This window comes from Hyunsoonleella pacifica (assembly GCF_004310335.1).
GTDB classification, from domain to species: Bacteria; Bacteroidota; Bacteroidia; order Flavobacteriales; family Flavobacteriaceae; genus Jejuia; species Jejuia pacifica.
This window is the reverse complement of sequence record NZ_SIRS01000002.1, coordinates 613,884-639,760: the sequence shown is the minus strand read 5'-3', so window position 1 is coordinate 639,760 and position 25,877 is coordinate 613,884. Positions and strand designations below refer to the sequence as shown.

The window sequence follows — 25,877 nt, the reverse complement described above, 5'->3', positions numbered from 1 at the left end:
ATATGAGATTAAAAGTGATAGTGTGCCTAATGTTAATTTTTAGGGTTGGTTATTCGCAAAACGATTCTCTGAAAATAAAAGATTTATTTTTAAAATCACAACAGTTATACAGTAGTAAAAAAGCATACCAGATAGATGCTACTTACAAGGTTTATAATTCATTAAAAAGTGAAAACCCTTCAGAATCTTACAAAAGTATTATAATAAAAAATGGTAACGATTACTATTCTAAAATACACAACACAGAATTTATACAAATAGGTAATAGAAGCTTAAAGATGAACCACGATGAGAAAGCTTTATTATTAGCAAAACGGCAATCGCAAACGAATGGTTTAGAGCTTATAAATAATATGCTTTCAATCTTGCCCTATTTTAAAAGCTATGATGTTACAGAAACTGATAATATGATTGTTTGCAAATTTGTAGCGCCAGATATTACCCAGCTCCCCTTTACAAAGGTCTTGATATATTTTAACAAGGAAGACTATTCAATGAAAGAACAAATATTATACTTGTCAAACGCTATGCCTTATGAGGAAAAAGGTAAAACAGTATATGGTAATCCTAGACTTGAAATCAGTATGTCAAAATTTAAACCTTATGTAGAAACTGGAAAATGTAAGTTAGATTCATATATAAAACAAAATAAAAATGAAAATATACTTTCAGATAAATACGCTAACTATCAACTAATATCCAAGCTATGAGACTTCATTCATTATCATTTTTAAAGTTTGTTATATTAGCTTTAACACTATTAAATATTAATGTATTAATATCGCAGAATAATATTCAAGAAGAACCTTGGATATCTGGAAATAATATTATTTCTACCGCACAAAAAACGATAGAAGATTCAAATTTTAACGCTCCAAATTCAGAGAGTTTAAACGCTTTTAGTTACTTAAAATTAAAAGTAAATCCAGACGTAGCATACGCTCACGCTTATACAACTACAATGGTCGTAGATGTATATGCAATGATATCTCCCACTGTTTATGAAACAACTCCTGTAAGCACTACACTAGAAATATCATATAATCCATTTGGAAATGTAGGAAACAAAAAGAATATAGATCTTAAAGGTTTTGAAAATATTCGAGGACTTAGAGCAGTCATAACCAGTATAACATCAACAAATGATGATACTGGAGTAACGATTAATGAAACTCCTGATAATTTAGAGTTATACCTAGGGTTTCAATCTGATTTTTATCAAGTACTAGATTTAACAGCTCCAACTTTTAATACTTCTACTTTAGAAAACAATGAATTAGTCATAGAATGGTACCCTAAAGTTGGTGCAGTTTATTATGAGTTAGAATGGACATGGTTAGATAATTATGATAAAGCAGCAAATGGAAGTGATATAGACTTAACTATTAAACAATTCGAATTAAATAATACAAGAATTCAGACAACTAATTTGAATTATAGGATACCATTAGTTTACGACGAAGGATTTATTATTTATAGAGTAAGAGCTGTTGGAGGTTCGTTAATTGATAAAAAGGTTAATATACCTGGACCATGGTCTTCGGATGATGGAACAAACTATCTTACTGTTGAGCAATGGCCTGGAAATAATACAGGTAACGGAAAATGGAAAATTCTTGAAGAACATGCTCATGAGAACAATAAAAACTGGCAATTTCAAGCCAGTTATGCTGAAGACGGAAAAAAGAAAGAAGTTGTAAGCTATTTTGATGGTACGTTGCGCAATAGGCAAACCGTAACAAAAATAAATAGTGATGATAATGCTATTGTAGGAGAGGTTATTTATGATAATCAAGGTCGGCCAGCGATAGAAGTACTTCCTACACCTGCAGATAGAAATCACCCAAATCAAGGCAATAACTTAAAATTCTATCCAGATTTTAATTTAAATATTGACGGAAAAATTTACACGCATCATGATTTTGATTGGTCGACCACTACAGGTGATAATTGTTTGGTAACCACAGAAGAGATGAGTACGCTAATAGGCGCTAGTGCATATTATAGTCCAAACTCACCTACAGATGTAGAAAAACCATTTCAAAGCTTTGTGCCAGATGCTAAAGGATATCCATTTAGCCAAATACAATACACACCAGATAACACAGGTAGAATAAAATCTAAAGGAGGTGTAGGAAAACAACACCAGATTAATTATGATTTGGCAGACCATGAGATGCGTTATTTTTATACAACACCCACACAAGATGAATTAAACCGTCTTTTTGGAACTACAAATGTTGGTAATGTTTTGCATTACAAAAAGAATATTGTTATAGATCCTAATGGTCAAGTAAGTATAAGTTATATTGATCCTCAAGGCCGTACTATTGCTACCGCTTTAGCTGGAGAAGCTCCTGCTATTACCGAAGGTGAGACGCAGACTAATTTATTAGAACCATTAAGTGATGTTACAGCAAACATTCATGGAGATATTACTACCGATATATTAGAAAAATCCAACTTAAATGATGTAGATACCACAGTAGATAAAAACCGAAGAAGGTCAACTGGAAATTTTCCAGGTTTATTTGATGCTTTAATAGCTACCAAACCTGTGATTTCATCAAAAGAGAACGCAGGTTTTACATTTAATTATAGCTTAAAAAACCTAAATGATGATTATAATTTTATTGCATCAGGGTGTTCAACACCCTATCCTTTAGTATACGATTTATCTATTAGTTTGAAAGACGAATGTGGAGCGGAAAAGTTAATTACTACAGTAAATAACATCACAGAATTAGAAGCTCAAAGCGGTACGTTTTACCAATCTCCAGACTTGGATGCTATTCTACCCGTAGGAACATATCAATTATCTAAACAATTAACGGTAAATAAGGAAACTCTAAATCAATATTTAGAAGACTATGTAACTAGTATTACAACAGAAGGAGAAGCGTGCTATGTGCCTCCAATAGAGCCAGTAGCAGATACCACAGGGTGCTTTCAAAGTTGCACAGAATGTTTAAATAGTTTGCCTATTAATGTAGATACATATGTAATAATAGAATTAGAAGCACAATATAACACCACTACGTTTTCTTTAGGGACTGGAGGAGAAAATACCGCTAGCGGAACTTTTAATGGAGTAACTGTAGATGTAAGCTGGAGTGGTAATCCAACAAATATTGCTGAAGTAGCTTTTGCCATTTCTTCTAAGATAGCAGGTTACGATTTGTTAGTAGAAGCATGCAAAAGTTTACCAGACGAAAATGGGGTTTTTGGGGCATGTGATGCTTTAAATTATGCAACAGGTGGATCATTAACACTACCCTCATGTAGTGTTTATGAAACCAACTTACGAGAAGATATAGCCCCAGGGGGACAGTATGGGAATAGCGAATTTACATTAATAGATATAGGTGGGGGTATTTCTCAAAACCAAGTATTAGACCCACTAAGTGTTTACAATGATTCAAATACGCTTTTATATAATGATAATGGTGTAGATAACGATTGGCGACATCCAATTGGAGGCACCTATTTAGATGCATTAGGACTACCAGCAAAAGTAAGGGTTATTGAGGTTGAAAATGAATTAGGTGTTTTAACGTATTCTCCCGAGCCAATAGTAGATGGGAATATAATTAACGAAGATGAAGAAGGATTATGGATTAGCCCTCAGAATTTAGCAAATGTTGAAGATTTTATAGATTTATTAGGCATCAACGATTCTTGGTTAGATGCATTATTGCCATATCACCCCGAATATTGCTACTTAGAATATTTACAAGAAGATTGCAACATTGGTACTACAAATGTTTTAGACTACATAACCAATGATGGCTCAACCGTAACAGTAGATTCTGATGGTTATGATGCCTATATAAGAAGCGTTAAAACTTTTGATGATGCATATAATAATACAGGGCTATTTGATACCAAAAATAGTATCTATGGTAATAGCAATGGATCTATAATAAAAGATCCTTATTTCGCCAACCACAATGCGCTCCTATTATCTGTTACCACTACTGCTACATCTAATATTAGACGCAGTATTATGTTAAATGCTCTCAATCTGAGGTATGAAAACAATGGTAATAATAATATGTTGGAGACCGCTTATGCAAATATTATGTGTGCAGGAGATCCAACATGCAATGGCGTGAATGGAGTAACTCCAGATTATATTAATGCTAATGTTGATTCTGAAGCTCAAAGAAATCAAATTTGGGAAGTATATAAAGGGTTTTATTTAGGCTTAAAAGCAAGAATTAAAGCTACATTTTTAAATGCTTATGCAAAAAATCAAGGATGTTATAATGTATGTATAGGTAATACAGAAGGAAGTCTGTCTTCAGTCACAAACGAATTAGCTTATTATTTTACAAATGGCATAAATAATTTTGCTAATTTAGGAGCTAGTGATGCAAATCAACTTTGTAGCTCAGATAATGCACCATTGTTTTCTGAAAAGGAAAAACGATTTAAACCAGCAAATGGAGATCTATATCAAGATGAGAATGAACTAATAACCAACTCTGGAACCGATTATCAAAATTATTTAGACTCAGGTAAATGCCCATTATTATTTGATTTAGAATACTTTTTAAATGGATTAATCAAGCAAACAGATAACAATGGGTTAGCTTATAACTTCCCTACACAAACAACTATCTATAATGGTACATATGTAACTAAAGATTTAATAGATAATCTAACTAATGGTAATATATCAGATGGATTAGCCAATGGCTCTTCATTTACACCTTCTATATCTGGTAATGAGCTTACAATTAATCAAGGTATCTATGAGATTTTAACCCTGAATTTGCCAACCTACGTAAGTACAAATTTAGGCTTGAGTTGGAATGATTATGATGCAACAGCTACAGCAGGCTCAAAATGGGTAATATCGGGGTTTTATAATTTCTATTATGATGATTCTGAAGGATCTGAAAATGATCCTGCCAATGGAATATTTGCCTTCCAATCTAATCTTATCATTCGAAATATAGGTACTAACGAAATAGTAGATTATGTAATATATGGAACAACACCCATTGCTATTGGAGAATGTACTATTGGGGGTAATGTAATTACAGCGAATACTGACGACCCCGCAGCACCAGGAGTTAATGGTGATGAACTTGGAGGTCCAGGAGAGCTAGGGGCTGTATTTAATTCTCCTACATGTGAAAACAAAGACCGTTTTGAGATAAGTATACGAAACCTATTTAATGCGTTAAACCAAACTTCTCAGATAAATGCGGTTGTTGATTTGAGTACTATACCTACTTATCATAATGATTCTTTTTTACCAGACTATCTAGGGGATACAAGTCGAACAGCTACTTGGAATAACTCTTCTGGATACTATGCTATAGAAAAAAATGGAATAGAATTATTAAAATTAGACACCTATTTTGTTGATATTCATGGTGTAGGTGCTATTGATCATTTTGTTAATATGGAATTAACAACTGCTGATGGTAGTAATTATGATCATATGATCATAAAAACAATTTCAGCGAATTCAGATCAGGTAGTAACCTCAAGTCCAATTACCGTAAGTCCAAGTGTGATTTGTCCTTGTACTGTTGCTTTTGATGAAGATCTAGAAGAAACGAATATTGCTTTTATAGTAGATGCCTCAGGCTCTATAGATCATATCGAGGAACAATGGATTAAAGATGGGATTAATAATTTTATAGATGATGTTGTTGAAAGCAGATCTAATGCTACAATATCATTGATAGCAATGTCTGATTCTACATTACCAACACAAAATTATATTTTAGAACAAAATTCATCAGTCTCAGCAGAAGTCACTGCATTAAGGTCTTGGATAAATACACAATATAGTGGCAGTGGAAATAGAGATTTTTGGTCTAGTGGTTTGCAAATAGTAGATAGTTTATCTGAAGTGCCAGATATGATCATTATAGTTTCAGATGGTAGTTGTGTTGAAGACATTTCAACAATGTATAAAGGATATGCTGCTAATTCAAAAATTTATGCTTTTGGTCAAAATGGTGGAAGTTATTTTTACAACGGAACTGTAAATGCAACTTTAGATTCATTTGACAGTTTTATGCAATCGTTATATACTCCTGATACTGCAATTGTAAGTAGCAGACCTGATGATTTTTGGGATACAGATTATGCACCGTTCAATCAGTTTAGTGATTTATTCAATAGGTTAGATTACCTTGCTAATAATCTAGGGCTTTGTAGCCATCCGTGTATCCCCCAAACCGTAGCCCCAGTAATACGTAAAGACAAATACGATTTATGGTTTGGAGCAAATGGTATGAATTTTTCAGTAGGTTATGATATGGATGATGATGCAGATCAAGACCTCGTTTCAGGCTTAGTTACAGATTATTATTTTACAGATAATTATCTTGAAGCTGATTTTTACAATATGAATTTTGAATACTTAGTTGATTCATATTTGTATTACACAAAAGATGTTTTTCAAATAAATACTACAGCCCATCCTCAATTTTTAACATTGTCTCAATTTGGAGATACTAATCTTAATTACGGTTTTAATGAAATTAATACAGTAATTGACGATTATAAATTATATGTAGATAGTACCAGTTACAACGGAGAAAATTGGCAAGAATATGTAAATAATATATGGATGCTTTCAAACAATGGTATTTGCCCACCAGCACCAATGATGCCAAAAGAGGAAATTACCATAGACCCAGACACTATTGATAATCAATGCGAAACCTTTGCCATAAATGTGTCTGCAACTTTTACTGAAGATCTTTATCAAAGTTATGTAAATACTTTAAAAGAAGATTTTAAAAGAAATTATATAAACAAAGCAATGAATAACGCCATAGAAAATTTTACTATGGATTATTCAGACAAAGAATACCAATACACCCTTTATTATTACGATCAAGCAGGTAATCTAGTACAAACCGTAGCACCAGAAGGTGTAAATAGAGGGAATCCAGATAATCATACATTCAAAACCCAATACCGTTATAACTCTTTAAATCAATTAGTATGGCAAAGTACACCAGATGGAGGCGAAACGCGTTTTGCTTATGATGAACTAGGGCGTATCATAGCTTCTCAAAATGCCTTACAGTTAGAAAATAGTACGTCAATAAATACACTTATCAGTTATACATTATATGATGGTTTAGGCAGAATTACGGAAGCAGGTCAAGGGCATTTAAATGACCAATATATTATAAATGATATAGGAAAACTAGACCTTTTAATTGGAGGGAATATCATTGATAAAAATGATGCTTTGGTAGCTTTATTTACAAAAACAGAGCAAGTTACTAAAACAATGTATTCTACTCAATCTGCATTAGCAGAAGATGAAGAGTTTATCCAAAACAACCTCCGTAATAGGGTGTCGGCGGTAGTGTATATTGATGATTCAACTTCAGGACTAGATTGTAACAATGCCATTTTTTATGATTACGATATACACGGTAATGTTAAAAAAATGGGGTATTATATCTTCTTGGGTGCAGATGCAGAAAAGAAAATAAAAACCACTGAGTACGATTACGATTTAATAAGTGGAAATGTTAACCAAGTAACCTACCAAAAAGGAGAAAATGATCAATTTATACATCGTTATGAGTACGATGCCGATAACCGAATAACATTAGTTAAAACCTCAAAAGATGGCGTACTCTGGGAAACCGATGCCTCTTACGAGTATTATGCACATGGCCCATTGGCGCGAACCGTTTTAGGGGAGCAAAAAGTACAAGGTTTAGATTATGCATACACCATACAAGGTTGGTTAAAAGGTGTAAATGGAGAAAATGCAGGTGTTAACGATATGGGGAATGATAATGGCACCCTTAGCGCAAAAGATGCTTTTGCATATTCTCTAAACTATTTTAGTGGTGATTATGCCCCCATTACTGCCACTAACCCTTTTACATTGGCCGAAAACGGTAGCAATGTAAATAACAAAAATCTATATAATGGTAACATTAAAACAATGGTTACCAGTTTAATAGATTTAAATGAAAACCCATTAGCTGTATTACAAAACAATTATGCCTACGATCAGTTAAATCGTATAAACTCCATGAAAAGCTATAACGGTAGTGCTTTAGCTTACGAATCTGGATATGAATATGATAGAAATGGTAACTTAACCAGTCTTCAACGGTTTGTTGGAGGAACAGCAATGGACAATCTTAGCTATAACTATAATTATAATGAAGATGGATCTCTACTAGATAAATACTCTCCATTAAGAAATAATAAACTGTATAGCGTTAACGACGATGTATCATTAAATGCATTTGAAAATATTGATATAGACAATCAAAACAATCAAGGTAGCCTAATAGCTTCTGGAGAGTTAAATAATGCAAACTACCAATACGATGCTATAGGCCAATTAACAAAAGATGTAGCAGAAGGTATAAGCAATATAAACTGGCGTGTAGATGGTAAAGTAGAGCGTATAGAAAAAACAGATGGTACCACCATAATTTTTGAGTATGATGGTTTAGGTAACCGTATCTCAAAAACACACGTACCGTTAGGCAACACAAATGATGCCACATACACCTATTATCTAAGAGATGCACAAGGCAATGTTATGGCAGTTTACCATAAAGGTTTAATAGAAACTACAACATCAATACCAACAGATTATTATTTGCCCTCAGGAACTGTTCATACTGGAGTAGAAATTATTGAAGCACCTACAAATATTTTTTTAACAAATTATACTGCCGAATCTGGTTCTAATATAACTGTTAAAGCAGGAAATTCTATTGTAATAAACCCGAATTCGCATATAAAATATGGTGCTGTTGCACATTTTTTTATAGATCCAAATATTATACTACCAACTACTAGCGAAATAGTAGGTTTAAAATTATCAGAGCACCATATTTACGGAAGTTCTCGATTAGGCATGCAACAATATGTTGATGATGCTATTTTAACTGATAATGAATTCGTAAATTCTGTAGGCGATAAGCGTTATGAGCTAACAAACCACCTTGGTAATGTTTTATCTGTAATTAGTGATCGTAAATTAGTAAAAAGTGGTATATTTATGCCTGACGTTCTTACATTTAATGACTACTATCCCTTCGGTGCTTTGTTACCCAATAGACATGGTCAATCTGATGATTATCGCTATGGTTATCAGGGCAATGAAAAAGACGATGAAGTCAAAGGAGAAGGAAAAACTTATACTTCTCAATTTAGGACTTATGACCCAAGGATAGGGAGATATTTTACTATGGACCCATATACTACAGCCTTTGCTAGTCATAGTCCTTATAGTCATGCCTTAAATAATCCCATTACACTTGTAGACAAAGATGGGGATTTCCCAAAACCATCTAAGTTTTTAGCAGATGAATTTGGATTGGATTTACCACCTCTTGCAGCTGGTATTATGGATGGAATTATTGAAAATATTGGATGGGTTTCAGCTATAACTACAGGTAAGTTAGCAGTTGATATTATTCGAGACCCAGAACAGCGAAAAGCATTTTATGAGGGAATAAAGTCCTTGGTTGCAGACCCTATAGGCACATTGAAGTCAATAGGAAAGGAATATATGGGGCTAGTAGAGAGATTAGCCAATGGAACGGCTACAGATGAAGATTGGTATCAGTTAGGTTATGATGGTTCAGGTATTATTGTTGGGGGTGGAGCTAAAATGTTTCTTAAAAAACTAGTAAGGCATGGAAAAAGTAAAATGTCCAGAAAGGCTGTCAGGCGAATGTTTGATTGTGCTTGTTTTACTGGAGAAACAGATGTTCTTACTGTAAGTGGGTATAAAGATATTTCCGAAGTGAATATTGGTGATAAGGTATGGATTTATGATGCTGATGATAAAAAATTAAGGCTACAAGAAGTATCAGAAAAAGTTAAGAAAAATGTCAAAAAGCTATACCAAATTCAATTTGAAGATAATTCTTTAATTGAAGTTTCTGAAGACTTCACGTTTTTAGTAGATAATAAAGAAACTAAAGCTTCTGAGTTAAGAATTAACGATATTATAATACTCTTTAATGGGAAAACTATTAAAATTAAAGGAATTAATATTCTTGAAGGTGATTTTGAAGTTTATGATTTAAACGTAGTATCTAATTAATAAATAAGGATGATGAAAAAATTAATTTTACTTTTATTCGGAGCACTCTATATTAATAATTGCTTTTCACAAGAATTAGCATTACTATCTAATGCTAAACCTGAATTAAGCTCTTTTAATAGTTTTATATATTACCGCCCACAAAATGTTTTTGAAAACCCTTATTTGTTTTCTAGTACTTTTACATCTAAGCCTATCTCAGCAGATTATTACTCTAAAGAAGACATAGAATTACAAAAAGAGTTAAATAAAAAGGAAGAGGGAATAATAACTTTTTCTGATGGTGAAGCTGAATTCTACATGCGGGAAATAGATAGAGAAGATATAACACCATATACATGGAAATGGGTTCATCTGCAAGTTAAAGAAGAAGATGGTAGTTATACCAATGTACATTTAAGACGACCCAATTGGTGGTTCTTGGAACATAACGCTACTAAAATTGGTGATAAAGTTCATATCAATATTCCGCAAATAGGTCTTGATAAAGAAGTTACAATATTAAAAATTTATCCTAACCAATTAGATACTCGATTTTGGGATTTAAATCAAAATGGAAATACGGTAGTTCGTCCCTTGATAGGTAAAGTAGAGCACTATGTTAACAATGTAGTTAATCTACATTTAGAAGATGGAAATAAGCCTATATCTGTTACTAAAAATCATTTATTATGGTCTCAAGATAGGGATGATTGGGTAAAAGTTTCGGATTTAAAAATTGGAGAAAAATTAACCACTAAACAGGAAACTGTAACGGTAAAAGATATAATTGCTAAAGAAGGATGGTATGTTGTATACGACATAGAAGTCTATAGAGACCATAATTTTTTAGTAAGTACTCAAAACATTTTAGCCCACAATGGTTGTACTAAAAAAACAGGTACTACACATAATGGTTTTTACGAAGTCGTGAAAGAAGGGCAAGTAAACTACGCAGGGAAAGGTCCTAGTACTAGGGCTAAGTCAAGTAGAAAAAGAGTCGAAGGAGATAAAGTAGTTCACTATCAGTTAACGGAAGGTATAGGCCATTTAAGTCTTAAAGAGACTGCTGAAATAATGGAGCATAAATTAGGTTTAATGAGGGCCAAACAACAAGGTGGGGGTAATTTTACAGATTTGGATAAAAATAGAATTAATTCCCCTGGTAAAAAGCGATACGAAGCTTTAAGTCAAGATATGAAAGAACAAATAGATAAGGCTTTTGAAGAAATAATTAGTAAAGGTGGAGAAACGTTTTAGTAAATTATGAGTATTAGATTTATAAGTGAAGAACATCATGTGTTTTCATATACAGTTGAAGCACACGAATTAATTGTAGAATATTTAAACAAATATCCTGATGCTCATTTTCATTTGGATGACGAAAGTATTAATGCAGAAAAACAATTACAATATTTCAGTGAAATTAGTAATTTAAATATTTCATCTTTATTAATAGGCTTTAGTGTTTCAAATGTACCTACTGATATTGAAAGTTTGTATCATCATAAATCATTGAAAAGACTAGGTTTGGGAGATGGTTTAAATAAGCTTACAATTGATTTATCAAATTTTCCAGAGCTCAAGTACTTGAGTACAAATTGGTTTTCTAAATTAAAAAATATTGGTGCATTGCATAAATTAGAGAAATTAAATTTATTTAAATATAAACCTAAGAATAAAGATTTAATTGAGTTGTCAGAACTTGTTGAATTAAGAGAACTCAAGTTAGCAAGTGGTAATTATGAAAGTTTGGATGGTCTTGATAAATTAAAACAATTGAAAGAGTTAAGATTATATCAAAATAGTAAATTGAAAATTAATGAAAATGTAGTACTTAATAGTGTTGAGAATTTAGATATAACTAATTGCAAACTAGTCAATGCAGATTTTTATAAAAGTTTTCCTAATGTTAAAATTTTGTGTTTTGACAATACTACCGAGATAATTAGCTTAAAACCAATTTTAGATGGTTTAAAAAAACTTGAACAGATTAATGTTTATGGAGCTAATATATTAGAAGAGGATAATAGTTATTGGTTAGATTATAAAAATATTAAAAGCTTTAATTTTAGAGATAGGCGTCATCATAAATTAAAAACAAAGGATTTTCTTAATTATCCTTATTTAGATTAGCTAAAAAAAAGAAAGATGGTATTATGAAAGTATTAAGTGCATTAATTGTGTTTTTTATGATTTTAAATATAAATGCACAGCAAAATATGGATAAAAAAAGTGTTTTACTAAATAAGTTATTTGAAGTTACTCAAACTGAGCAAATAGCCCCTGCTTTAGTAAGTACGATTTTAAATAATTTTAAAAAAAATGCTTCCAACATACCTAGTTGGTATTGGGAAGATATTAAAAGGAATATACCTTATAAAGAATTTAATACAAAAGTAAAACAGTTATATATGAATAACTATTCTGAAAAAGAGATAGAAGAGTTATTGACTCTGTACAAACCTGAGACTATGAATGTCTATAAAGAAAAATCTAAAAAAATAGAACCTCAATTGTATTTGCTAGGAAATGAGTTTGGTAAGAATGTGGTTAAAATAATTACAAATAAAATACAAACATATAAACCGAATTAGTGAATATTAGAAAACGATATTGCTTCTGTAAAAAATAATGCCCCTGATGCATCTGTAGAAGATAATTCTTAGAATAACAGATTTAATAATATTTAATAAAAACGAGTGTGCAATGTGTATGCTCGTTTTTTTATGGAGTAAATTAAGGTTTATCCATTTGGATAAAGGTTAATTAATCAAGTATATAAATTACTGAAAATGAAACAAAAGAAACTTTAATTATTAAAATCACTGTTTTTAGTATTTAAAAAAGTAAAAACACTTTTTTATACAATCAACACATTCTATTTTTGAAATATTCTTTTAAAATTATTACTATGAATCATATAAACAATATCTTTAACAATCCTTTAGTTACATATAATTCACTAAAAGTTTATTTTAAAAATGGCTCTTATAAAATATACAGGAAGAACAAAAATATTAGGTAAGAAATCATTCTTCAAAAGAATATTCAAAAAATAATTAATGACAAGAAAAGAAATAGAAGAAAAAATAATTAATGGTTTTACAGATAGAATAGACTTACATGGTTGGTCATTATTAGAAAAAAAATTTAGGGGAGACCATTATGCTGACTATGGTAAAAGAATTAATGGATTGGATTATAGACTGTCAATTAACTTTATGAAACCATCATATTTGGAATATTATAATTATGTTAAAATAGTATCTCCAGAGATAACGAATTTATATAAAACTATAAATACAAATTTCATCGGTGATTGTTTTGAAATATCTAGTATACAGTTAAATTCCATAATGCATTTAAGCAATATTAATGGTATATATAAATCGACTGAAAGAGCAAAACATAAAATAGATGATAAACCAATATTAAATGATTTAGATATCAACTCTCTAGTTCAAGAGCTATATGTTAGACAATATTCGTTTGTGGCAAATACAATAGAAGAAAGAACTAATTCATTAAATAAATTAAATTACCTCTTTAATGAATTACCATATGAAAATAATGATTCAACTAAACCCAAAATGACATCTTATTCTACTTTTTTGGTTAGGCAGGTTTTAGTTGGCACTCTGCTTGCGATACATTTGGATATTGAAGAGAAGAAAATATTATTTAATAAATATTTAGACTACTCTAGTAAATTTAGTTCAGGTCAGAATGAAGATATTGACTATATGCGTATTGCAATTGAAAAATATTCTTAATACTCTATAATTGAAAAAAATAGTTTCCCCCCGCTGCCGCTAGTTTAACACGTACTGGCTACCGCAAGTTTGTAACTTGTGGCGGTAAGAGTGAGAAAAAATAAATAAAAGAGAAAAAGCTTTTACAGTCCCGATAGCTATCGGGATGTAAAGACTTTTTTTATTGACTTAATTTTTGTGTAAGGTCGGCCTTGAGCACAAAAGCAGAGAGAAAATCCTTGACCGTTTCCTTTTGTTTTTTGGAGAGTTTTTGAGCCTTGTTAAATAATGTAAGCAAATCTATGTCCTCTATGGTGTCCTGTGCCATGTTCTCGCCATGAGCCAATCTATCCAAAGAAATTTCCAATACTTCGGCCATACGCTTTGCAACTTCTAAAGACGGAATCGAAAGGTTACGCTCATATTTAGAAAGGTTGGTAACATGAACTGCTCGAGCAAATACTGAAAAATGTTGATAAATTTGAAGGTAGAATTCAACGTATAGTTAAAAACACTCAAAAATTTGGTAAAGATGCTGCGTTAAAGATAGACAAGGCACTAACGGCTGCCCGCTTCAATTATAAAGCAAATTATATTAAGAAAACTGGAAAGAAATTAGGAGACTTATTCCAAGTTCATCATGTTATTCCAGTAGAATTATTAAAGAAAAACGATTTTGTTAAAAAAGCAGTTATTGATGGATTTGACTTTAATGGCGTTACTAATGGAATTCCTCTACAATCCTTTTTTAGGGATAAAAGAGGAAGAAAAAGGCTTTCTAGAATGCACGCTCCCTATGGAGATTACACAAAAAACATTGAAAAAGCGATTGAAAAATTTGTTAAATCAAAAGGTGAATAGATAATATTTCACCAGACATGGCTAGAAAATTTTTAGAAGGTTTTGCTGATAAACTTAAAAAGCAGATTGATGCTAAAACTATTAAAAATAGGATACCTTTAAATAAATTAAAAATAAATTAATGAAATATTATAATTTATCCTTAGACCAAGATTACATAGGAAAATATTCACAGGTAGATACACATGGACTAGATACTGAGGCTTATATTCAAGAAATTAATAGAGCTGGTCTAAGAGATATAAACGGCTTGATGGAGTTCGATTTAGAACAAGGTGCTAATTTTACAGATATCTTGAGTCATGGTGGTATTTTTTTTAGTACTGGTTTGCTGATTTCTGAAAGTTTTAAAGATTTTTTATCACAGTTTAATTTGTTTGACCATAAATTTTATTCTGGTAAATTAAATTTAAACGATTCAGTTGAAAATATTTATTGGCTCAAGTTTGATACTAGTGATGACAACCTTGAAATGATAGATTTTAAGCGTTCTACATTTTATAAGGAGAAGTTTATGGATGATTTAGGAGAAATTACTATTGATAATGCGTTAGATTTTAATCGCAAAATCAAAGAAATAAATGAAATTGATGATATGATAGTAATATGTCCAAAAAAAATAGTGTTGAAAGAGTTGTTTTTGGAAAAAGGTTATGATATGATTGCGTTACCAAGGATTATTACGGATGTTTTGGTATCTCAAACTATTAAGAATGCTATGGAAAAAGAATCTTTTAAGGGGATTTTATGTGAGGAGAACATTATAGTAACTGAGTAAAGTTAAAAGAGTTGGAACAAGCAAAAAAAATGTATTCAAGTAAATATGCTATGGAAAACGGTATTGCTTCTGTAAAGCATAATGCTCCAGATGCATCTGTAGAAGATAATTCTTAGAATAAGGAGACTTAATAATATTTAATTAAAACGAGTGTGCAATGTGTACCCTAATAGTTTAAACCCTAATACATATCAAAACCATACACCAGCCCCTACTACGTTTATAACACCTTTGACCCCTAACGCAGTTGATGTACCAGCTGAATTTATTTTAGAGCCTATCGAATATAAGTCTGGTAAGTTTACAAAGTGGTGATGTTTATTAAGTTATTATTAAACCTATTACTTTATATGATAATGAGTACGTTTAGTTATTTATATTTTTTTGGAATATTGCTATTCATCCTTTTGATAGTTTTAATATCAATACTTCTTATCAAAAAAAAGAGGTTAAGGATTTTAGTTTTGGGGTCAATAATTCTAATTACACTTATTTTTTCACCTGTTATAGTCAAAAATTATAAATATTGGAATTTTTGGTTTTATGGTTCTAATCATTATTCGATAAAAGAGAATTCTTTTTTATGGTATCTGACAATAAAAGAATCGGAAGTTTGTAATTTTCCAGTCATTAAACCATTAAATGAAGTATCATTTAATTACTTAGGAGAAAGTAATCAAGATATAATTGTTTGTGAGGTAGAATATAAATCAAATGAATCGTATAATACTTTAATAAATGAAATCAATGATAAATTAAAGCTTGCTTACAATGGTGATGTTAAATTTTCAAGCACTTTCTGTCCATCTATGTGGGATGGAAGACAAATGTTAATGGATACTTTATATTCTGCTGAAATTTCCGATAATGATTGCATTAATATTTCTTTGGAAAAAGAATCTGATAATTCAATTATTGTGACAGCTTTTATTTTTAACGAGTTTGAAGACGAGTAAAGAAATATAAGATATGGATAGGTTGAGGGTAGAAGTAATTATTTATTTACTATCAATAAAGCATTAGATACTGGTCGTTCACCATTTTTATCACTTGGATAACTTACTACTCCTTTGTCTTTAATCCACATGGTTGTAGAGCCGCCCCCATCTAAATTAATTGCATTAATACATCCTAAACTCAGTAAAAAACTTTGGGCTTCGGACAAACTCATACCTTCTGCACCCATACTTCGACCATCAATAGTTATAAATATTGTAGAATCTTTAGTATTACATAAACAAGTTCGAGGGTGTCTATTATCGACAAAACTAACATGAGGTAGTTCTAAGGCTTTCGAATCAATCAATAGCAAGGGACAAGATATCAAAACTGCAGATTCCTGTTTTGAAGATTCATAAAATTGTTCTGATTTAGCATGCTGTATGATGATTTCAGAACCATATTTAATAACTATTGCACCATTCATTAGAATGTCTAACATACTCTTTTTCTTGCTAATTTTCTTTCTATTAATTATAGTATTGTTTATTTCAAAATATGTAGTATTTTGCCCATTATTTATATCAAAAAAACCACCATTAATAGCAGCTATTGCATTATTGCTTTCAGCAAGAATGCTGGTTGTATTTAAGTTTGGAGAATTGTGTCCAAATTTTACATTAAAATTATTAATGTCTTTTTTATTTATGGTTAATAGGCTTATTATCTGATTACTATCAAAAATAGAATCATTTTTTATTTGAATATAATCTATTGAACTCTTTACACTTCTTGATTTTTGATAAAAGAAACTTTTATTGTGCCCACATCCCCAATTCATTATGGATACAATTAAAATGATAATAAGATTTTTCATTCTATTTTTGTTATAGGAAGGAGTATTAATTAGTATGCTTAACAGTTAATAAAATTAAAAGATTTTACCATATTTTGTAAAAATTAAATAATAAAAATAAAGCAAGTTTAAACTTAGTGGCATTAAGAGTTGGAACAAGCAAAATGTATTCAATTAAAGATGCTATGGAAAACGGTTTTGCTTCTGTAAAAAATAATGCTCCAGATGCATCTGTTGAAGATAATTCTTAGGATAAAAAGATTTAATATTTAATAAAACGAGTGTGCTATGCGTATGCTCGTTTTTTGTTTAGAATAGTGGTCGATTTATTCTAAATTAGATTTAATACTACCAATTTTTTCAAGTTTTTCTGTGATTTTTTCGCCCCCGCTCGTCCTAGTATGTTCACACAAGAGTGAGCGCTAGTGCTAGTTTGCAACTAGTACCGTATTGAGTGATAAAAATAAAAAAGAAAGAGCTTTTACAGCAATGTAGAGACTTTTTTATTGACTTAATTTTTGAGTGAGGTTAGCTTTAAGGATAAATGCAGAGAGGAAATCTTTAACGGTTTCCTTTTGTTTTTTTGAGAGTTTTTAAGCCTTGTTAAATAATGTGAGCAAATCCATGTCCTCTATGGTGTCCCGTGCCATGTTCTCGCCATGAACCAATCTATCCAAAGAAATCTCCAATACTTCGGCCATAGCCTGGCAACTTCCAAGGAGGGAATCGAAAGGTTGCGCTCATATTTAGAAAGGTTGGTAACGTGAACCGCTCTTGTTGATGTATATATTAGGATCATGTTCTTGAATAATATTTTCACACTAATTTGTTAAACCCCAAAATTGAAGGGATAAATACAACAAATAGATGGCTAGTAGAAGCTTAAACGTAGTCAATAGAAGAAAAGAGGTAACGATAAAATAAATTAGAATGCAATATAATTTATATCTTTAAATGACATTAAAGACAAGCAAATTTTATGCTTTAATAGTTCTTTTATAAGATAGTGTGCAAATAGGTTAATATACATTGTTGAAATATTCAAAATAGCAGCAATGATAAAGGTTAAGGTAGTTTCGAAATTCCTGCCACCCCGACATAAAGAAGCCTTGAAATATTTTTATTTCAAGGCATTTTTTATAGAGAATAATAATGTAATGTGTTATTTATCCACCCATCATTTCTCTTATTTTTTCTTGCATCAATTCTTGATCTTGCATACCCTCTATTCCTATTACCGAAAATATCCAGATGAAGTATATCAAAGTTAAAGCACTTAATACAATACCTATTATTGCTAAAATTTTACCAGTTTTTACATTTTGAAAACCTGAGTATTGCTCTGGATTTTTGGAATAAACTTGAGTTGCCTTTTTTGCTAATATTATTGCAACTATACCAAGGATTAAACCTACTATTCCATAGCAGCAACAAGTTACTATAGATAAGATTCCGAAGACTAAAATGAGCGTTGAATTAGGTAATTTTTGTTGTTCCATTGTATTTGATTATTTAATTATAAAAGTTTTCATTATAAAGCTACCCACTATTACTGTAGCAGAAATTATTCCAAGTAAAACAATTGCTTTGTATCTATATTTGGATGGCTTAAACGTATTTATACCTATTATTATAAATAATAATACTAATGGATAAATAGCAGGATACATTTTAAAAGCCGCAACGAATTCGCCTTGCATTAAAAGAGCTAAACTACGTTGTAAGCCACACCCCATACATTCAATTCCTAAATACTTTTTACTTAGGCAGGGAAGCATGTATTCTTCAAGTTCACTAATTAGTAGCATTTGTAGTGGAATTTGTGCTAAATATAGTAAAAATGATAGTAATTAAGAACGCAGAGAAATTAACATATAGTAATTTAGTTACCAGAAATCACTACTTTTTTGTTAAGTGTTTGATTATCTGATAATTTTAAGGATACTAAATATATACCTGAACTTAGTGACCTTGTGGATATTATGTTTTTGCGCTTAGTAGAAGTAATATTTTGTTGCAATACTAGCTTTCCAGAGACATCGTAAAGTTTTACTGTGTTTATCTCTTTACGTTTTGGATTAATAATTTCTAAATGGTGGCGTTTAAAGTTTTCAAATACTTTAAAATCAGATATATCTATTGCTTCTATATTTAAGGTACTCTCATTACTAAAGGAAATCTCAAATCTTTCATTATAGATACCTTCTTCTAAAACAACACTAAATGTAGCGTTACGTATATCGGTATATGTATCGTTTAATTTATCATGAACATAAATAGAGACAGTTTCAGGAATCGCTCTAAGATTATGAACTGTAATTTCAAAAGAAGTATTATCCTTATTTGCTTTTAAACCCATTGGGATTTTGGTGTCTTCACTATAATTAATAGACTTAATAACCAATTCTTTGCCTTCAGATAAAAGGTAAGCGTCTCTTGTTAAACCTCCTTCATAATTTCTACCATCAAAAAATCTATTGTAGGTATTATTATTTGGGGTGCCATCTCTAAAAGCTATAACACTCTCTCTGTAAAACGTATTATCAACTTTAGTATGAATTCTTATTTCAGGAATTGTTATAGGGTTATTAATAATTTGCTGGTAATCGATACCATTATGAGACATTGCTATTACCTGAGGTTTTATATGTTCTTCGGTTTTATTTTTTGATTGAGTTTTTGCAAAAACAGAACCATTACCTCCTGTAGTAGAATCTTCAGCTAGATATAATCGCATGGCATTATTAAATACAGCAGTACCGCCAGATGCAGCACCTCCGTTATCTAAACTACTTACAATAAAACCTTGGCCTATTGCAGCATATCGTCTTGCATTATTTGCAGTAAAATCTTGAGTATTACCTGCAGTGGCTCCATTTACACTTCCATCTAAGTTATAATTTTCAAAAGGAGCGGTAGCGTAAGATCCATTATCTGAAAGGTCTAAAGGGTCACCAACATTATAAACACTGTAACCTCCTTGATAGTCTTGAAGATTATGAGAGCCAACAGGTACTTGTTCCCAAAAAAATATTTCTCCACTTAATATATTTCTATTATTTGTTCCTGTTAAGGAAGTAGTGCCATCAAAACCATCAGTTAAGAACAACTTTAAATCTAATGCTGATGGATATGGATTCCCAGTAAGTGTCTCCACTTGTGTTGTTGATCCTGAAAGCGGATCTAAATCCACTCCTGTAAATGTACAGTCAATTGAAATATCTCCATTATTAGGTCTGCCTCTTAAATCTAAAACATTATTTACATTAGGACTACCTTTTAATGTAAATCCATATCCAGAAGCAATATTTCCTGTACTACTTTGATATACCCATCCATTATATCCTCCAGCAGAAATCAAAGTATAAATCCAACGTTGGGAAAGTTGAGTAGCATTACCATTGTAAGAATTTGTATAAGCGTAAGCACTGGAAGTAACATTTGTTAAATCTGTATGATCGGCAGGATCATGAATACTAGTGCCATCAAAATCAACATTTGCATTAGTAGTTCCATCAATACTTACCCCTACTGGAGAACACCAAAAATTATATTCATAAATACCAGTAGTTTGATTTTGATAGATGGATAATTCGCCAGCATCTGAGTTTTTAATGTCTGTGTTTTGCATCAATTGAGCGTTACCCCTCATATAAATATTAGAAGTAGTTGTTTCTAATCTGATATCATCATTAACAAAAAGCACAACATCTCTAGCATATAGATAGCTGTCATTATCTACATATAAATCTTGAGCCAAACAATTATTTAAACCTAGTATAACAATGGCGAATAGTATTACTTTACTAATTATGAAGGTGTAATTAACGGTAATAAGTCTTCTAAGTATATTAACAGCTAAAGTCATTTATTTTTGGAGCTTCAATTGCAAATATACAAAATTTTATCATTTAAACGTATTTATGTGCTTTTTGTCGATATTTTAATATGAATTTTGATTTATTATGAAGTACAATCATCACTATTTTCATGTAAATTTGTGTCTCTTTAGAAAGGAATAGTCTTTTATGAAATACTTTAATTATATACTTATTATTATAGGTGCAATAGTAGCTATGTATGCTAAAGCAGGCGAATCACAAAACCAAATTATTTTAATAGTTGGTATCGTTGTTTTAATGATAGGTGTCTATAGAATAACAAAGACTATCCCGAGCAAGAATGAGGAAAATCAAGAAGGAGAAAAATAAATTTTAATGGCTATTGCAGTAGGAGATATGGTTTTGGTTTTAGACGATGACTTGTCAGGTATAGTAAAGAGTATAAGTGGCGATACTGTTACTGTAGAAACTAAAGATGGCTTTTTACTAGATTTTTTAGAATCTGAATTGGTTATAAAAGATTCAAATATTTCTATAGAAAATACCTTAAGTAACTCTAAAATTAATGCTATAATCACTGAAAAAGAAGTGATTAAAAGAAAACCATCAAAACGAGTAAAACCAAAAGAACGTTCTCAACCTGCAATGGAAGTAGATTTACATATCCATCATTTAGTGAAATCCTCAAGAGGTATGACTAATTTTGAAATGCTAAATTTACAGCTTGACACAGCAAGATATCAATTAGAATTTGCTATTAAAAAACGAATACAACGTATAGTGTTTATACATGGAGTTGGGGAAGGTGTTTTAAGAGAAGAATTAGCAACCCTTTTTAGGAGATATGATAATATTAAGTATTACGATGCAAATTTCCAAAAATACGGCGTAGGAGCAACTGAGGTATATATTTACCAAAATTCTAATTAAGGAAAATCAGGAGTAATTACTCTACTACCAGATAAATTGGATTCTCCTGTTAGAACTCCAAAATCTAACTCATCTTGACCTAAAAAGCTAATATTTATATTTGACACTATAAGTCTTACAACATAAGTTCTTATAATATCATGCTCTCTGTAAGAGACAGCGGCAATAGTATTAGAAACATTTGGGTTTATATAATCTGGCCCTATGTCACTATTTGTAATATCATCAAGCGGGTTCTGATTTTGGGTGTCATTCTCCTCATCTCTAGTTAATACACCGTCTCCATCGTCATCAGCGTCTAGATAATCTGGAGTACCATCTCCGTCAGTATCTAGGGCATCAGAAAGCTCTCCATTATCATCAGGGTCAGGATTTTCATTTTTAGTAAGTACATTGTCTCCATCATCATCTTCGTCGATAAAGTTAGGAAGACCATCTCCATCTGTATCAAAGCCCTCTTCAATCATTCCATTAGCATCTAAGATAGAATTATCATTAGAATTATCATCAAGATAGTTTGGTACCCTATCATTATCAGTATCTCCTAGTGGATCTATTCCATTTGGACCTTCGAGTTCGCTTGGAATTCCATCATTATCATCTTCGGTTAAAACCCTTATTATAGTTGCTGTAGCTGTTTCATCATTTTCATCAATTACAATATTTAGGCCTTCTGCTGGTATGCTTGCACAAAATAAATCATCATTATCTGGTAAACCTATTCTGTCATACGTTCTATATGTAAAACGTACATTAGTTTTCTCAATGACTAAAGAATCATTTTCCTCGTCTTCAGAAAATATCTCATCTACAGTATAATTTAAAATCAAAACAGAAACGGTTTCTGAAGGGTCTTCTTTTGTCTTGAATAATAACAATTCACTTTCTCCACAAGCTCTAAATTCGTCATCAAAATCAAATTCAAAATCTATAACATCCCCATCACTACAAGAGAAAATGAGTAAAAAACTACATGACAAAAACAGAACAAAAACAGATCTCATAGAATTTTATTTTAAGCAAAAATAATAGAATTGCCTATATAACGTAGCTATTTACTAATAATTTTATTTGAAGTATTTTTGTTAGAAATTAAGAACTGATGCAACAGGTATATTTTGATAATGCTGCCACTACACAAATGCGTGATGAAGTAATTTCCGTGATGACAGATGTGTTAAAAAATAATTATGGAAATGCCTCATCTTCATACAATTTAGGCAGATTATCCAAATCATTAATTGAAAATTCTAGAAAAGTAATTGCTAATCTTTTAAATGTTTCCGCTAGTGAAATTATCTTCACATCTGGAGGTACTGAAGCAGATAATTTAGTTCTACAAAGTGCTGTAAAAGATCTTGGTGTTAGACATATTGTTTCATCAAAAATTGAACATCACGCAGTACTACATACTATTGAAGAATTACAAAAACAGTATGGTATAAAAGCAAATTTTTTAAACTTAGATGCATACGGAAATATTGATTTAGACGAATTAGACACACTCTTGACTGATAACGAAAATGTTTTAGTTAGCTTAATGTTTGTGAATAATGAGATAGGGAATATTTTAGATATAAAAAAAGTTGCAGACTTATGTAATACTCACAACGCTCTTTTTCACACTGATGCTGTTCAAGCCATAGGGCATTACAATATAGATCTGGAGTCTATTAAAGTAGATTTTTTAGCGGCTAGCGCACATAAATTTCATGGACCTAAAGGTGTAGGTTTTGCGTTTATACGAAAGAATAGTGGTGTAAAACCAATGATTTACGGAGGAGAACAGGAGCGAGGATTGAGAGCAGGTACTGAAAGTGTTCACAATATAGTTGGACTTGAAAAAGCGATAACTTTAGCTTATGAAAATTTAGAATCTGAGACAAAATATATCAAAGAATTGAAGACTTATTTCATTTCAAAACTAAAAAGTGAAATTCCAAATGTTTTGTTTAATGGGTTTTCTGAAGATTTACAAAAAAGCACTTACACGCTGGTTAATGTGAGATTACCTATCACTCCTAAAAAATCAGCCATGCTATTATTTCAGTTAGATTTAAAAGGAGTAGCATGTTCTAAGGGTAGCGCATGCCAAAGTGGTAGTAACATTAAATCTCATGTTTTAGCGGAAATTTTAAACGCTAAAAACCTAGAATTACCCTCAATTCGTTTTTCATTTAGTATTTATAATACAAAAGCAGAAATTGATTATGTAGTTGGTATTTTAAAAGACTATATAAGCTCTTCAAGCAGTTAAAATTTACCATTTCAATTTCTTTTTAAAAAACAAAAACCGCATTTTATCTTTAAAATTTGTTTTTTATCGATAAAATCACTAAATTGGTAATGCTATTTAAAAAGAAAAGTCTCTCATAACAAATAAAAAAATTTGCAATGAAGAGATCTACTATTCTGCTAGCCGTTTTTCTATTTCTTATAAGCATTAAAATACAAAGCCAAATAGGAATAGGAAATACTAATCCTGATCCAACAGCCATTTTAGATATTACATCTACAACTCAAGGTGTTTTAACACCAAGAATGACCACTACGCAGCGTAATGCAATTGCCAGTCCTGCTGAGGGGTTATTAGTGTTTGATACTGATGATAGTGTTTTTTATTTTTATGATAGTACAGGATGGCTTCCCTTGGAAAGTGTTCCAGTTAGAGATAACTATAAATTAATAAAAAGTGCTGCAGATTTAGCTGATGAGCTAACTGCTGGAGGAGGTAGTACCTACATGCTGGATGAAAATACATATTATGAAATTAATGGTACTATTGCGTTAGCAGCTCCTATAGATTTAAATAATGCATATATTTCAGGTTTAGACGCTAACGAGGATATTTTGGTTTATGTTGGGGGAACTATTTTCTCTGGCGCAAATGGAGGTTCTATTAGGAATTTAACATTAACCGCACCAGGTGGAAGTATTTTTAATTTGACAGGGACCTTAGCACAAACATTAATATTTCAAAACTCCATTATTGCTAATGCTAATAGTGTTGGAGCTATTAATACCTTTGGGGTTGTGTTTATGAATATAATTCAGCTAGTAGGTAATACAACAGGAATAACATATACCAACATCGGTAATTTATTGCTTAGTAATGTGGCTTGGTTTGATTCCAATGGTGGAACTTTCGAGACTTATGTTGGTACATTCTCTTTGATAGAAAAGATAAGTGGTTTTTGCAATGTTCCTGCTGGCGCAACAGGTATAAATGTAAGTTCGAACCCTACAGTTACTACCGGAGTAATTAATAGTACAACTTTTGCAGGAGCAGGGACTTATGTTAATAGATATACTATTGGGTCTTATCCAGGATATAATTTTACAAATGATTGGAATATTGAATGTCCAGGCCTTCCTTCTGAATCCGATGCCTTATCAATAGGGTATTATTATATGACTGGAAATACTACAGTTACAGATTTTGTAGCAGCTGGTGCAGCAGGCACTGATGTTAAAATAGCAGGGGCTACTACACCTTCTGCAAACTTGTTTAGAATGTCATCAACAGACAATAGATTGACCTATGAAGGTAAGGAAAGTAGAGAATTTGAAATATTTTGCACTGGAACTGTGGATAATGATGCCAACTCTCCAAACGCAAGGATTTATGAATTTGCTCTCAGAAAAATACCCAATATAGGTGCTCCTACTATTTTGCCTGAAATCTCCTCAGAAAGGCGATTTTCTAATAACGACATAGGTAATTTTACTTTAATAGGTATTGTAAATTTAGAACCAGGGGATGCTATAGAAATATATGCGTCTGTTAACAATGTAGGTGGCACACTAAATACTGTTGTTACACGGTTAAGTGTTGTATTGAAATAGAGAACTATCCCGAGGC

23 protein-coding genes are annotated in these 25,877 nt (G+C 31.3%); 17 read left to right on the top strand and 6 right to left on the bottom strand.

Annotated features, from left to right (window positions below; genetic code table 11):
* The first annotated feature begins 2 nt into the window (after window positions 1–2).
* From EYD46_RS06170 to EYD46_RS06140, 7 genes are all read left to right on the top strand, one after another.
* Window positions 3–710: a hypothetical protein gene (locus tag EYD46_RS06170; RefSeq protein ID WP_130936181.1), complete on the top strand. Its 708-nt coding sequence runs from the start codon at window positions 3–5 to the stop codon at window positions 708–710.
* Window positions 707–10,075 (top strand): RHS repeat-associated core domain-containing protein, encoded by a 9,369-nt coding sequence (locus tag EYD46_RS06165; protein WP_130936180.1) that lies wholly within the window; start codon window positions 707–709, stop codon window positions 10,073–10,075. The genes EYD46_RS06170 and EYD46_RS06165 overlap by 4 nt, the downstream gene beginning before the upstream one ends.
* A gap of 9 nt (window positions 10,076–10,084) precedes the next feature.
* Complete coding sequence (locus EYD46_RS06160; protein ID WP_130936179.1) at window positions 10,085–11,314, top strand: Hint domain-containing protein; 1,230 nt, start codon at window positions 10,085–10,087, stop codon at window positions 11,312–11,314.
* 6 nt (window positions 11,315–11,320) lie between these two features.
* Window positions 11,321–12,190, top strand: coding sequence for a leucine-rich repeat domain-containing protein (locus EYD46_RS06155; protein WP_130936178.1), 870 nt, complete (start codon window positions 11,321–11,323; stop codon window positions 12,188–12,190).
* 23 nt (window positions 12,191–12,213) lie between these two features.
* Entirely contained in the window at window positions 12,214–12,651 is a 438-nt protein-coding gene (locus tag EYD46_RS06150; protein WP_130936177.1) for a DUF2059 domain-containing protein, read from the top strand.
* 3 nt (window positions 12,652–12,654) lie between these two features.
* Window positions 12,655–12,723 carry a DUF1508 domain-containing protein gene (locus EYD46_RS18115; protein WP_130936253.1) on the top strand — a complete coding sequence of 23 codons (69 nt, stop codon included), beginning with the start codon at window positions 12,655–12,657 and terminating at the stop codon, window positions 12,721–12,723.
* A 396-nt stretch (window positions 12,724–13,119) separates the two neighbouring features.
* On the top strand, window positions 13,120–13,830 hold the full coding sequence (locus EYD46_RS06140) for a hypothetical protein (RefSeq protein ID WP_130936176.1): 711 nt from the start codon (window positions 13,120–13,122) through the stop codon (window positions 13,828–13,830).
* 160 nt (window positions 13,831–13,990) lie between these two features.
* Here the strand turns inward: EYD46_RS06140 and EYD46_RS06135 are convergent, their stop codons facing one another.
* Complete coding sequence (locus EYD46_RS06135) at window positions 13,991–14,290, bottom strand: helix-turn-helix domain-containing protein (protein WP_130936175.1); 300 nt, start codon at window positions 14,288–14,290, stop codon at window positions 13,991–13,993.
* Here EYD46_RS06135 and EYD46_RS18110 point away from each other — a divergent pair.
* The 5 genes from EYD46_RS18110 to EYD46_RS06115 all read left to right on the top strand — a co-directional run bounded on the left by EYD46_RS18110 (window position 14,257) and on the right by EYD46_RS06115 (window position 16,404).
* Window positions 14,257–14,670, top strand: coding sequence for an AHH domain-containing protein (locus EYD46_RS18110; RefSeq protein ID WP_130936252.1), 414 nt, complete (start codon window positions 14,257–14,259; stop codon window positions 14,668–14,670). The genes EYD46_RS06135 and EYD46_RS18110 overlap by 34 nt on opposite strands.
* A 121-nt stretch (window positions 14,671–14,791) precedes the next feature.
* Complete coding sequence (locus EYD46_RS06125) at window positions 14,792–15,448, top strand: hypothetical protein (RefSeq protein ID WP_130936174.1); 657 nt, start codon at window positions 14,792–14,794, stop codon at window positions 15,446–15,448.
* A gap of 11 nt (window positions 15,449–15,459) precedes the next feature.
* Window positions 15,460–15,564, top strand: coding sequence for a DUF1508 domain-containing protein (locus tag EYD46_RS06120; RefSeq protein WP_229731269.1), 105 nt, complete (start codon window positions 15,460–15,462; stop codon window positions 15,562–15,564).
* A 43-nt stretch (window positions 15,565–15,607) separates the two neighbouring features.
* Complete coding sequence (locus tag EYD46_RS17725; RefSeq protein ID WP_165454348.1) at window positions 15,608–15,763, top strand: hypothetical protein; 156 nt, start codon at window positions 15,608–15,610, stop codon at window positions 15,761–15,763.
* A 149-nt stretch (window positions 15,764–15,912) separates the two neighbouring features.
* Window positions 15,913–16,404, top strand: a complete 492-nt coding sequence (locus EYD46_RS06115) for a hypothetical protein (protein WP_130936173.1) — start codon at window positions 15,913–15,915, stop codon at window positions 16,402–16,404.
* Between the two features lie 38 nt (window positions 16,405–16,442).
* On the opposite strand, the gene EYD46_RS06110 is transcribed toward EYD46_RS06115, so the two are convergent.
* Window positions 16,443–17,264, bottom strand: coding sequence for a phosphodiester glycosidase family protein (locus EYD46_RS06110; protein ID WP_130936172.1), 822 nt, complete (start codon window positions 17,262–17,264; stop codon window positions 16,443–16,445).
* A gap of 116 nt (window positions 17,265–17,380) precedes the next feature.
* Here EYD46_RS06110 and EYD46_RS06105 point away from each other — a divergent pair, with 116 nt between their 5' ends.
* Window positions 17,381–17,494, top strand: a complete 114-nt coding sequence (locus tag EYD46_RS06105) for a DUF1508 domain-containing protein (protein WP_229731270.1) — start codon at window positions 17,381–17,383, stop codon at window positions 17,492–17,494.
* Between the two features lie 915 nt (window positions 17,495–18,409).
* Here the strand turns inward: EYD46_RS06105 and EYD46_RS06095 are convergent.
* The 3 genes from EYD46_RS06095 to EYD46_RS06085 form a co-directional block, all read right to left on the bottom strand.
* Complete coding sequence (locus EYD46_RS06095; RefSeq protein WP_130936171.1) at window positions 18,410–18,742, bottom strand: CCC motif membrane protein; 333 nt, start codon at window positions 18,740–18,742, stop codon at window positions 18,410–18,412.
* Between the two features lie 9 nt (window positions 18,743–18,751).
* Window positions 18,752–19,051, bottom strand: coding sequence for a DUF2752 domain-containing protein (locus EYD46_RS06090; protein WP_130936170.1), 300 nt, complete (start codon window positions 19,049–19,051; stop codon window positions 18,752–18,754).
* A 74-nt stretch (window positions 19,052–19,125) separates the two neighbouring features.
* Window positions 19,126–21,111, bottom strand: a complete 1,986-nt coding sequence (locus tag EYD46_RS06085; protein ID WP_130936169.1) for a T9SS type A sorting domain-containing protein — start codon at window positions 21,109–21,111, stop codon at window positions 19,126–19,128.
* Between the two features lie 160 nt (window positions 21,112–21,271).
* Here EYD46_RS06085 and EYD46_RS06080 point away from each other — a divergent pair, with 160 nt between their 5' ends.
* A complete protein-coding gene (locus EYD46_RS06080) occupies window positions 21,272–21,454 on the top strand; it encodes a hypothetical protein (RefSeq protein WP_130936168.1) in 183 nt (60 codons plus the stop codon).
* Window positions 21,455–21,460: 6 nt separating this feature from the next.
* Window positions 21,461–22,015 (top strand): Smr/MutS family protein, encoded by a 555-nt coding sequence (locus EYD46_RS06075; RefSeq protein ID WP_130936167.1) that lies wholly within the window; start codon window positions 21,461–21,463, stop codon window positions 22,013–22,015.
* Here the strand turns inward: EYD46_RS06075 and EYD46_RS06070 are convergent.
* Entirely contained in the window at window positions 22,012–23,019 is a 1,008-nt protein-coding gene (locus EYD46_RS06070; RefSeq protein WP_130936166.1) for a hypothetical protein, read from the bottom strand. The genes EYD46_RS06075 and EYD46_RS06070 overlap by 4 nt on opposite strands.
* A gap of 98 nt (window positions 23,020–23,117) precedes the next feature.
* Between EYD46_RS06070 and EYD46_RS06065 the strand changes: the two genes are divergently transcribed.
* Window positions 23,118–24,272: a cysteine desulfurase family protein gene (locus EYD46_RS06065; RefSeq protein WP_130936165.1), complete on the top strand. Its 1,155-nt coding sequence runs from the start codon at window positions 23,118–23,120 to the stop codon at window positions 24,270–24,272.
* Window positions 24,273–24,409: 137 nt separating this feature from the next.
* Entirely contained in the window at window positions 24,410–25,861 is a 1,452-nt protein-coding gene (locus EYD46_RS06060; RefSeq protein ID WP_130936164.1) for a hypothetical protein, read from the top strand.
* Window positions 25,862–25,877: the final 16 nt, after the last annotated feature.